Below are 11,589 nucleotides of genomic sequence, written 5' to 3'. Positions count from 1 at the left end.
CTATACCCGCTCATTCTGGACAGACCTGCTGCTTCGGCACGATGACGCTGGACACGGGAGTTCGCGGATCAAACGTCCATTTTAGGTAATGGTTTTGATAAGTAACTGATTGCAATTGGGTTTGCTTAAGTCTTCGGTTTTGGCTGTTGCCGGGAAGGTCCTGCCGGCGTCACATCGTGCACATTCCCGATCAAGCCCGCTTGCGATACTAAACACCGTTCGCTATCCTTGCGCCGACAGTCAGGAGCGGATGAACATGACCGGAGCAAGCCAGCCGACCACCCGATACCCGCGCATGTTCTCGCCGCTGAAAATCGGCCGGCAGCAGGTCAAGAACCGCATCCTGATGGGTTCGATGCACACCGGGCTCGAGGATGTGCCCGATGCGGCCGAGCGCCTCTCGGCCTATTTCGTCGAGCGGGTGAAGGGCGGCGTCGGGATGATCATCACCGGCGGCATCACGCCGCACCACACCGGCGGGCGCGGGGCCAAGCTGTCCGAACCCTCGGAAGTGCCTATGCACCGGACGGTCACCGATGCGGTCCATGCTGCCGACCCTGACGTGAAGATCGTCATGCAGATCCTCCACACCGGCCCGCTCGCCGGGGTGCCGGAATGCGTCGCCCCCTCGCCGGTCCGCAGCCGGATCGGCGCCTACGTCCCCCGCGAACTCGACGAGGACGGGATCGAGGAGCAGATCGCCGCCTTTGCCAATTGCGCCGCGCTGGCGCAGCAGGCGGGCTATGACGGGGTCGAGATCATCGGTTCGGCCGGGTACCTGATCTCCACCTTCCTCGTCGAGAAAACCAACCTGCGCACCGATCGCTGGGGCGGTTCGTGGGAAAACCGGATGCGCTTCCCGATCGAAGTCGTGCGCCGGGTGCGCGCGGCGGTCGGGCCGGACTTCGTCGTGATCTTCCGCATCGCCGCCATGGACATGCTCCAGGGGGGGATGGCGTGGGAGGAAGTCGTCAGCCTCGCCAAGGCGCTCGAGGCGGAGGGCGTCGACGTCATCAGCACGCACTTCACCTGGCACGAAAGCCTGGTGCCGACGATCGCGACGATGGTCCCGCGTGCCGCATTCACGAGCGTGACCGGGCGGCTGCGCAAGGAATTGTCGATCCCCCTGATCACCAGCAACCGGATCAACATGCCCGAAGTCGCCGAAGAGGTGCTGGCGCGCGGCGATGCCGACCTCGTCTCGATGGCCCGGCCGATGCTGGCCGACCCGGACCTCGTCAACAAGGCGCGCGAGGGTCGCGAGGACGAGATCAACACCTGCATCGCCTGCAACCAGGCCTGCCTCGACCACACCTTTACCGGCAAGTTGACGAGCTGCCTCGTCAACGCCCGCGCCGGGAGGGAGACCGAGATCATCCTACGCCCGGCGGCTGCGGCCAAGCGCATCGCGGTCGTCGGCGCAGGGCCTGCCGGCATGGCCTTCGCCGTCCTCGCCGCAGAGCGCGGGCACACGGTCACCCTGTTCGATGCGGCGGACGAAATCGGCGGCCAGTTCAACCTCGCCAAGCGCGTCCCCGGCAAGGAGGAATTCCACGAAACGCTGCGCTATTTCAGGCGGATGATCGACGTCCGCGGCGTCGACCTGCGGCTGGGCACGCGGGTTTCGGCGGAGGACCTGGCGGCGGGCGGGTATGACGAGATCGTCGTCGCCACCGGGATCGAGCCGCGCCGTCCGGCGGTGCCCGGCATCGATCACCCCAAGGCGGTACGGTACATGGACGTCATCACCGGCAAGGCCGAAGTGGGGCAGAAGGTCGCGATCATGGGCGCGGGCGGGATCGGGTTCGATGTCGCCGAACTGATCACCCACGCCGGCACCTCCGCCGCGCTCGACGTCGATGTTTTCGCGCGCGAATGGGGCATCGACTTCAGCAACCACCCCCGCGGCGGCGTCACCGGGATCAAGCCCGAAGTCGCCAGCAACGGCCGCGAGGTCACCCTGCTCCAGCGCAAGGCAAGTTCGGTCGGCAAGGGACTCGGCCGGACCACCGGCTGGACCCACCGGCTCACCCTGCAGCGGCGCGGGGTGCAGATGATCGGCGGCGTCGAGTACGAGCGCATCGACGATGCCGGGCTGCACGTGCGGGTGGGCGGCGAGCCCCAGCTGATCGAGGCAGACACCGTCATCATCTGCGCGGGCCAGGAACCCTCGCGCGCGCTGCATGACGAGCTTGCCGCCAAGGGGATCGCGTCACACCTCATCGGCGGCGCGCTGGAAGCGGGCGAGCTCGATGCCAAGCGGGCGATTCTGCAGGCCACCGAGCTGGCGGTGGCGATCTAGGCCATCTTTAAACAACCGCTCGTCATTGCGAGGCCGCAGGCCGCGGCAATCCAGCGTCCCTGCGCTCTGATTGCTTCGTCGCTGCGCTCCTCGCAATGACGGCGATGGTTGGATTCAGCCGGTCGGCCGCGCCCCGCGGGTGATCAGCCGCGCCAGCGCGTGGCGTAATTCGTCGAACTCGTCCTCACGCACCCGTCCCGCCATGCGCAGTGTGATGAGGCCGTGGAGCGAGACCCAGAAGGCCCGGCCGAGGATGCGGGGGTCACCTTCCAGCAGCCCCGCATCGACCATGTCGGTGATGTAGTCGATTACCGTCCGGTCCGAACGGGCCTGCGCGGCGCGCAGTTCGGGCGGCGGGTCATCGGCCTGGCTGAAAGCGAACATCAGCTGGTAGGCGTGCGGCTCGTCGAAGGCAAAGTCGACATAGGCCTGCCCGACCGCGCGCGAGCGGTCCCACAGGTCGTCGGTCGAGGCATAGGCAGCCTCGATCCGCGCCGAAAAACGATGCAGCACCGCTGCCCGCGTAGCCGAAAGCAGTTCGTCCTTGCTCGGAAAATACCGGTACAGCGATGCTGCGGTCCAGCCCATCTCCCGCGCGATCGAGCGGAGCGAGGTCTCCTCCAGCCCGCGTTCGGCGAACTGGCGCTCGGCCACCGCGCAGATGCGGGCGCGCACGTCGCGGATCTCGTCGTCGGTCAGCGCCCTCGCCATGCCCCTCCGCTTAGCGGAAGCGGCGGGCGCGTCAAAGCGGCGCGAAGTTCAGGGCGCAGGCGGCCAGCATCCGCTCGGTCGCGGCAAGGTCGGCCGAGACCGCCCCGGCGGGCAGCGGCACCATCTTTCCGGGCGGCGGGAAGGTGCCGTAACCGGCGAACAGGCAGTGCCAGCTCATCGCCGAATAGTGCGGGTCGCCCTCATAGACCGCCATGTTGGCGGCGGCGACGTCCTCCTGCCGGAACCACGCGGTCATCATCGCACGCAACGAATCCGGCAGCGCCTGGTTGGCGGCGTTCTCGCGCCAGTAGGCGGTGTCGCTGCGCTGGTTCATCCGGTAGTGCGCGACGATGTAGTCGCGAATTGCCTCGTAGCGGGTCGCCGCCTTGGCGTTGAACGCGTCGCGGTGCTGCGCGGTGTAGCCGCCCTGCTCCATCGCCCGGACCCATTCGAGCGCGGTGTTGATGACGATATGCAGCGCGGTCGCCTCGAGCGGCTCGATGAACCCCTGCGAGAGCCCGGCGGCGAGGCAGTTGTGCGCCCAGCTCTGCTCGACCCGGCCGACGTTCATCCGCAGGAACCGCGCCGGCTGGTCGCTGTCCGTCATGCCGATCGCCGCGCGCAGCTCCGCCTCGGCGTCCTCGTCGGAGATGTGGCGCGAGGAATAGACGTAGCCGTTGCCGATCCGCGTGGTCAGCGGAATCGACCAGCGCCACCCGGCGCGCGTCGCAACGCTGTCGGTCTGCGGCTTGTATGGCCCGCTGTGCGGCGTCGGCATGACAACGGCGCGATCGTTGAACAGGTTCTCGGCAAACGGGCGGAACGGCACGCCGAGCGCCTGCTGGACCAGCACGCTGCGAAAGCCGGAACAGTCGACGAAATACTCGCCGCCAATCCGCTCCCCGCCTTCGCAAAGCAGTGCGGCGATGCCGCCGTCGGCGCTGCGCTCGACGTCGAGAACCTTGGCCTCGCGGTGCTCGACACCCCGCGCCGTGGCCCAGCCGCGCATGAACGCGCCAAGCTTGTAGGCGTCGAAATGGTAGCCGTAGCTCGGCGGGAACGGAAAGTTTTCGGCCGCCTGCGGGCCTTTTCCCGCCTCGGCGAGAACACTCGCCAGGAACCACGGGTCGGGGTGCGCGGGCACGGCGAAACCGCGCCGGGCAAGCTGGCAGTTGTGAAAGAACCCGCCCTCGCTGTGGAGGTCGGTCGGGCCGGGGAACGGGTGGAAATAGCTTTCGAAGCCGAGGCGCTCGCTCCACCCAGTGAAGCGGATGCCGAGCTTGTACGTGGCATCGCAGGCGGGCATCCATTCGACTTCGGCGATGCCGAGGTGGTCAAACAGCGCCTTCAGCTGCGGAGTCGACCCCTCGCCCACCCCGATGATCCCGATCTCCGGGCTCTCGACGACGGTGACACGGCCGCCCTTCGCGCTCCATTCCTTGTGGATCAGGCAGGCGGTGATCCACCCGGCGCTCCCCCCGCCGAGAACGACGACATGGGGCGGGCGGGGCTCGCTCACTTGCCGATCGGCTCCAGCGAGACCGCGAAGCCCCCGGCCCGGGCCATTGGGACGGAGAGGACGTCGCTGGCGGTCACCACGTGGGTTTCGTGGACGATGCGGTGCTTGGCGCTTTGCTCGCCCAGTCCGTCGGCGCCGTCGCCGTCGCGGTGGATGGTCGCGCGGTAACGCTTGCCCGGCGTCAGGAAGCCGAGCTTGACCGCGGCGGTGCGCGGCTTGTCGTCGGTCACCCCGCCGACGTACCACGCCTCCGACGCCCGGTCCTTGCGGGCGATCACCGCAAACTCGCCGATCGCGCCATCCAGCAGCGTGCTCTCCGCCCAGTCCGCCGGGACCTTGGCGGTGAAGGCCAGTTCGGCCGGGTACTTTTCGAGGTTCTCGGGCAGGTCGGCGACCATCTGGATCGGCGAATAGACCACGACGTAATAGGCCAGCTGCCGCGCCAGCGTCGACGGGATCGGCGAGCCGCCGCGCCCTTCCAGCGAGAAGATACCGGGGGTGAAGTCCATCGGCCCCGCCAGCAGCCGCGTGAACACCAGGTTCGGCACGTGGCTCGGCAGGTTCTTGGGATCGCCCCAGGCATCGTATTCCACCCCGCGCGCGCCCTCTCGGGCGACCCAGTTGGGGTATGTGCGCCGCAGGCCCGTGTCCTTGACCGGCTCGTGCGGATTGACCGCGATGTGGTGCCGCGCGGCGGTTTCGACGACCTTGAGGTGATGCTGCACCATCCGCTGCCCGTCGTGCCATTCGCGCACCGTTCCCTGCCCGTCCGGCGCGGGCGCGATCGCTCCGCCGGCGTCGGCGACGTAGCCGGTCTTGACCAGCGGGATCCCCAGCCGCTCATAAAGCGCCATCGCGTCTTCGAGCTGCGCTTCGTAATTGGCGATGTTGCCGGCGGTCTCGTGGTGTCCGATCAGGTGGACGCGCTTCTTCTTTGCGTACGCGGCGAGCGCGGCGATGTCGAAATCGGGATAAGCCTCGGTGAAGCTGAACTCGCGGCCGTTGCCGAACCAGTTGCCGTCCCAGCCCTTGTTCCAGCCTTCCACGAGGACGCCGGTGAAGCCGTGCTTCGCCGCAAAGTCGATGTAGCGCTTCGTGTTCTCCGTGGTCGCGCCGTGTTTCGGTCCGCTCGCCCAGCTGGTCTTGTCGAGGTGCATTTCCCACCACACCCCGATGTACTTTTCCGGCTTGAACCAGCTGACGTCGCCAAGCTTGTTGGGCTCGTTGAGGTTCAATTCGAGGTCGTTGGCAAACAGGCCGGCGGGATTGTCGGCGATCAGGATCGTCCGCCACGGCGTATCGAACGCGCCGGCGCGGGTGACCTTGGCCCCCTGCGAGGAGGGCGAAAGCTGCGAGCGGAAGCGCAAGCCTTCCATCCGCCGCAGCCACATCCCCGAATAATCGACCAGCGCCGCCTCGTGAAAGCTGAGGTAGGTGCGGTCGTCGAGCTTCATCGTGATCGGCGTGTGCGCGGTGGCGACGGCGCTGATCGGGGTGCGGCTGTACAGATATTCGTAGCGGTTCCAGTCCCCGCCCGGGATCCACCAGGCTTCGCCGTCGCGGGCGATGGTAAATTCCGTCAGCTCCTCGGCGATGTGCGCGACCGGCAGCGTGTCCTGCCTGGGAAATTCATAGCGGAAGCCGATCCCCCCGTCGAACGCGCGGACCCGCACGGTAAAGCGGCGCGGGCCGCGCTCGTTCTGGACGAACGTGATGGCAAGCTCGTTGTGCTTGTCGGTGACGAAACGCCGTTCACCCCAGGGCTGCTCCCAGCGGCTGTCCGCGCTGGCGCGGCTTTCGCTCTCCACCGCGAGGCCCCGACGCATCGGGTCGGCATCGGTAAAGTTGAAACCGAGCTCGGACCTGGCGATCAGCGGCTGGCCGTCGCGGGTCACCGTGTAATAGGGCACGCCCTCGCCGGTCACGTCGAGCGTGACGACGATGCGCCCGTCAGGGGAACTGACGCTCGCAGCGTGGGCGAGCGCCGGAAGCAGCAGCGCCGCAAGCACGATGGCGAGGCGGCGCATCACCGCCGCACGACCAGCGCGCCAAAGGGCGGGAGCGATGCGGGCGCCGCCTCGTTCACCCGCATCAGGATGTCTCCGGCGGCATCGACGCCCGGCAGGGCCAGCGTCTTCTCGCCCAGATTGAACAGGCAGCGCACGCGTTCGCCGGAAGTCTCGCGGTCGATGACCAGCAGGTCGCCTTCGGCCCGGCAGGCCGCGACCTTGCCGACCGCGAGCGCCGGGTGCGCCTTGCGCAAGGCGATCGCGGCGCGGGTCAGAGCGAGCAGCGAAGCCTCATCCACCTCCTGTACGTCGACAGCCTTGGCGCGGTTGGCGTCGCCCACCGGTAGCCACGGGGTGGCGGAGCCGAAGCCGGCGTCCGGCGCGTCCGCACTCCAGGGCATCGGCGTGCGCGCACCGTCGCGCGAGAGGGTCAGCGGCCAGTTGGCGATTGCCTCGGGGTCCTGGAGCATCTCGAACGGGATCTCGACCTGCTCCAGCCCCAGCTCCTCGCCCTGATAGACGATCGCATTGCCGCGCAAGCACATCAGCAGCAGCGCCTTGAGCCGCGAGAATGCCTCGCGGTGCTGCGGGCCGATCCAACGCGAGTTGGCGCGCGGCGCATCGTGGTTCTCGAACGCCCAGCTCGGCCAGCCGACGCCCTCGCCGTCTGGCCAACTGGCGAGCGCGGCCTTGACCAGCCCGGGCGTCAGGCGCTCGGCATAGAGGAAGTCGAAGCCGTAGGCGGAGTTCAGCCGGTTGTCCCCGGCGGTGAACAGCTTCATCTCGCGGTCAGCCTCGTCCCCGCCGACCTCGGCAACGGTAAACACCGCGTCGTAGCGGTCGAGCAGTGTCCGGATCCGCTCGATGAACGCAGGGATGTCGGCATGCGACTGGTTATAAAGCTTGAGCTGGAAGTCGAACGGACGGGTCCGCGGCTTGTCCGTCGCCGGGGCAGGCGGATTGTCGGTCAGCGCCGGGTCGTGCATCGTGAAGTTCAGCGCGTCGATGCGGAACCCGTCGACCCCGCGGTCCAGCCAGAACTTCGCTACGCCGAGCAGCGCGTCCTGCACCGCCGGATTGTGACCGTTGAGCTGCGGCTGGCTGGCAAGGAAGTTGTGGAGGTAATACTGCCGGCGCCGGGCATCCCACCGCCAGGCGGGACCCCCGAACACCGACTGCCAGTTCGATGGCGGCGACCCGTCGGGCCTGGCGTCGGCCCACACGTACCAGTCCGCCTTGTCGTTGTGGCGGGATGACCGGCTCTCGACGAACCACGGGTGCTCGTCGGAGGTGTGGGCATAGACCTGGTCGATCAGGACCTTGATCCCCAGCGCGTGGGCGCGGGCGACAAGTGCGTCGAAATCGGCGAGCGTCCCGAAAATCGGATCGACGTCGCAGTAGTCGGATACGTCATACCCGAAATCGTTCATCGGCGACTTGAAGAAGGGCGAGATCCAGATCGCGTCCGCGCCGAGCCGCGCGACATGCTCGAGGCGCGCCGTGATCCCCGGCAGATCGCCGATCCCGTCGCCGTTCGCGTCCATGAAGCTGCGCGGATAGATCTGGTAGATCACCGCGCCGCGCCACCACGGATCGGCGGCAGCTTTTGCGGCAAGGGCCGGCTGGATGAGCTGGTGCGTGTTCATTGTTCTGTTCCGGAGACCCGGCAAACCATCCAGCCGAACGCCGGCAGCGAAACCCGCACGCTGCCCGGAGCGGCAACGGCGGCCGGGCAGGTCCCGGCGAGGCTTTCGAGCTGGCGCGCGCTCGTCCCGATCGTGCTGAGCAGGTCGATCGGATGGTCGGCGGTGTTGAAGGCGATGAAGTATTCCGCGTTGGTCACGGGATCGAAGCGCGATACCGAGAACAGCCCGGGCGCCTGCGCGTAATCGCGAACGACCTGCCGCCCCCGGGTCAGCGCGGGGTGGGCGCGGCGCAACGCGGACAAAGTGGCCACTTCGCGGAACAGCGGGTGGCTCTCGTCGAAGTTGCTGGCGGCGGTGGTCGCACTCGTGCCGATGAGCGTGTTGTCGTTGTAGGACGCGGTCTTCGACGGGAACATGTCCTCACGCGCGGCCTGGTCGCCGCCGTCGCCGACGAAGCCTTGCTCGTCGCCGTAGTAGATCACCGGCGCGCCGCGCAGGGTCATCAGCATGGCATGGCCGAGCGTGACGCGGGCGAGCAGCTCGTCCTCGCCGATGCCGGGCCGGTCCGCCTTCACCAGCGTCGAGAACCGCCCCATGTCGTGATTCCCAAGGAACGTCGGCAGGTTCAGCGCCGCTGCCTCGCCACCTTCGTAGAGGACGTCCCCGGCATACATCTCGGCCAGCACGTTGGTCCCCTTGCCCTTGCCCAGAACCTCGCGCGCCGCCGACTGGAACGCGAAGTCAAGCACCGACGGCAAGTGATCGCGCCGGGTGTACTGGGCGATGTAGCCGCTGTCCGGGACGTCCTTGAAGACCTCGCCGAACATGGTGAAGTTGGGTACCCCCTGCGCCTTGGCTTCGGCAAGGATCGCGCAAACGAATTCATTCCAGAAGCCGGGGTCGACATGGCGGGCGGTGTCGATGCGGAATCCGTCGACCTTGTACCGATCGATCCAGCCCTTGAAGATCTCGATCATGCCCGCACGAACCGCCGGATCCTCGGTAAAGAGGTCGTCGAGGCCGGAGAAATCACCGAAGCGGCTGTCCTCGCCGGTGAAGGTGGAATCGCCGCGATTGTGATAGTGGACGGGATCGTTGAGCCAGGCCGGCACCTTCACGTTGCGCTCCGCTTCGGGAACGTAAGGCGTGTAGGCATAGGCCGGATCGGTCAGCTTGGCGAAGTTCGCCGCGCTGCTGTCCTCGTCGCCGGCGAACCCCGGATTGATCGGCGCGCCATCGACCCCGCCCTTGCGCGAATAGGGAAAGTCGGCGCGGCTGCGGTAGGCGTACTTGGTCGCATCGCCCTCGCGGTACTTGATGACGTCGGCGGTGTGATTGGTGATGATGTCCATGTAGACCTTCATCCCCATGCCGTGGGCCGTTTCCACGAACTTCGCGAACTCGGCCTCGGTCCCGAAATGGGGATCGGGCCGGTTGAAGTCAGTCACCCAGTAGCCGTGATAGCCCGCGCTTTCCTGCCCGGGAGGGCCCTGCACCGGCTTGTTCTGGAAGATCGGCGCGACCCAGATCGCGGTGATCCCCAGCCGCTGGAGGTACGGCAACCGCACGGTCAGGCCCTTGAGGTCGCCGCCGTGGTAGAAGCCCTTGTCGGCAGGATCATAACCGGTCTTGAGCCGGTCGCCCTTGATCCCGCCCTTGTCGTTCTTCGCGTCGCCGTTCTCGAAGCGGTCGGGCAGGACGAAATAGACGACCTCGTCCGCCGGGGTGCGCGCACGATAATCCTGCGCCACCGCCGGAAGCGGCAGCAATGCGGCAATGACAGCAAGAGCCAGTTTCATGCCGCTACGCTCCGCACCATCTGTTCTACAACCTCGATATGCCGCGGCATCTGCCGCACTTCCTCGACCAGCGCCGCCTCTGTCCCGCCGAGGAGGTCGCGCAGGTTCGCTTCGGGCAGCGCGTCCGCCATCGGGTTGTAGCCCCGCGCCTCGACCCCCTGCCCGGCCAGCACCTGGAACCAGCCCACTTCGGTGAACAGCTCCTCGTGCTCGCGGTGGATGAAACCGCTGGCCTGCCACTGGGCGATCTTGGCAGTGAGCGTCGCGGGCAGGTCCATGCTCCGGACCGCGTCCCAGAACGGCTGCCCCTCGCGCTGGTTGGCCCAGTAGTGAAGCACGATGAAGTCGCGGATCCGGGTCCACTCGAACTCGGCCTGGGCGTTGAACTGGTCGACCATCGCCGGATCGGGGCGGCCGCCGGGGAGCATTGCGAGGAACCGGCTGATGGCGCTCTGGACGAGATGGATGCTGGTCGATTCCAGCGGCTCCATGAACCCTGCTGCCAGCCCGATGGCGAGACAGTTGCGGTTCCAGTGCTTGCGCCGCTTGCCGGTGGTGAAGCGCAGCGGGCGCGGGTCGCCGAGCGCCTCGCCGTCGAGATTGGCGAGCAGCGTCGACGCCGCCTCGTCGTCCGAAATCAGCGCGCTCTGGTAGACATAGCCATTGCCGATGCGGTGCTGAAGCGGAATGCGCCACTGCCAGCCGAACTCGAGGGCGGTCGAGCGGGTGTAGGGCGTGAAGTCCCCGCCGCCCGCGCAAGGCACGGCCAGCGCGCGGTCGCAGGGCAGGTAGCGGGTCCAGTCGTCAAAGCCGGTTTCCAGCGCACCTTCGATGAGCAGCCCGCGAAAACCTGTGCAGTCGATGAAGAAATCACCCTCGATCCGGCGGTCGCCGTCGAGGCGCAGCGCGGCGATATCGCCGTCCTCGCCGTCTTTCTCCACCGCCTCGATCAGCCCCTCGTGGCGGACCACGCCGCGCGCCTCGGACAGGCGGCGCAGGTAAGCAGCATAGAGCCCGGCGTCGAAATGATAGGCATAGGGCATTTCGGGCGATTGCGGCGTGCGACGGCCGCGCTGCATCCGCATCGTCCGCGCCGCCAGCTCGTTCAGCGAATAGCGCTGGAGCGGCTTGGCAAAGGCCAGCGCCTTGGCCCGCAGCCAGTAGTGCTGGAACGGCAGCAGGCCCACCGCCTGGCCGATCGCCCCGAAGGCGTGCATGTAGCTGTGACCTTCGCGCAACCAGCCGGCGAACTCGATGCCGAGCTTGAAGCTGCCCTTGGTCTCGCGAAGGAACTCCGCCTCGTCGATGCCGAGCGCGGCGTTGAACAGGTGGATCTGCGGGATCGTCGCCTCGCCGACGCCGACCGTGCCGATTGCCTCGCTCTCAACCAGGTCGATGCGGGTTCCAGGCGGCGCGAAGCGCGACAGCGCCGCCGCGGCCATCCACCCGGCGGTCCCGCCGCCGGCGATGACATAACGCATTGGGCGCATGCTGCTGCGATCAGACATGGGCTCAACCTCTCCCGCCAGTTTGCGGCATGATGGCGGGACCGGAGAAAGGATCAAGACCGCTGCGGCGAGGCCGGGAATGACCGGCCCCGCCG

7 protein-coding genes are annotated in these 11,589 nt (G+C 67.4%); 1 reads left to right on the top strand and 6 read right to left on the bottom strand.

The features are described from left to right. Positions 1-256 precede the first annotated feature (256 nt). Positions 257-2,302 carry an oxidoreductase gene (locus tag AC3WLD_RS12470; RefSeq protein ID WP_492557288.1) on the top strand — a complete coding sequence of 682 codons (2,046 nt, stop codon included), beginning with the start codon at positions 257-259 and terminating at the stop codon, positions 2,300-2,302. 114 nt (positions 2,303-2,416) lie between these two features. Here AC3WLD_RS12470 and AC3WLD_RS12465 read toward each other — a convergent pair whose 3' ends face one another. Genes AC3WLD_RS12465 through AC3WLD_RS12440 form a run of 6 tightly spaced genes read right to left on the bottom strand, consistent with a single transcriptional unit; the run spans position 2,417 to position 11,467 of the window. Next, positions 2,417-3,013: a TetR/AcrR family transcriptional regulator gene (locus tag AC3WLD_RS12465; RefSeq protein WP_492557287.1), complete on the bottom strand. Its 597-nt coding sequence runs from the start codon at positions 3,011-3,013 to the stop codon at positions 2,417-2,419. Between the two features lie 31 nt (positions 3,014-3,044). Next, the gene (locus AC3WLD_RS12460; RefSeq protein ID WP_492557286.1) at positions 3,045-4,532 is read right to left on the bottom strand and encodes a tryptophan halogenase family protein; all 1,488 of its coding nucleotides are present in this window, start codon (positions 4,530-4,532) and stop codon (positions 3,045-3,047) included. Beyond that, positions 4,529-6,559 (bottom strand): glycoside hydrolase family 97 protein, encoded by a 2,031-nt coding sequence (locus tag AC3WLD_RS12455; protein WP_492557285.1) that lies wholly within the window; start codon positions 6,557-6,559, stop codon positions 4,529-4,531. Before AC3WLD_RS12455 ends, AC3WLD_RS12460 begins: the two co-directional genes overlap by 4 nt. Then, positions 6,559-8,187, bottom strand: a complete 1,629-nt coding sequence (locus AC3WLD_RS12450) for an alpha-amylase family glycosyl hydrolase (RefSeq protein WP_492557284.1) — start codon at positions 8,185-8,187, stop codon at positions 6,559-6,561. Before AC3WLD_RS12450 ends, AC3WLD_RS12455 begins: the two co-directional genes overlap by 1 nt. After that, a complete protein-coding gene (locus AC3WLD_RS12445) occupies positions 8,184-9,986 on the bottom strand; it encodes an alpha-amylase family glycosyl hydrolase (protein ID WP_492557283.1) in 1,803 nt (600 codons plus the stop codon). The genes AC3WLD_RS12450 and AC3WLD_RS12445 overlap by 4 nt, the downstream gene beginning before the upstream one ends. Further along, positions 9,983-11,467 carry a tryptophan halogenase family protein gene (locus AC3WLD_RS12440; protein WP_492557282.1) on the bottom strand — a complete coding sequence of 495 codons (1,485 nt, stop codon included), beginning with the start codon at positions 11,465-11,467 and terminating at the stop codon, positions 9,983-9,985. The genes AC3WLD_RS12445 and AC3WLD_RS12440 overlap by 4 nt, the downstream gene beginning before the upstream one ends. Positions 11,468-11,589 lie beyond the last annotated feature (122 nt).

The organism is Novosphingobium sp. FW305-C-111 (assembly GCF_058783565.1).
Note: the sequence above shows the minus strand (reverse complement) of the source record. Positions and strands in the feature narration are given on the sequence as shown.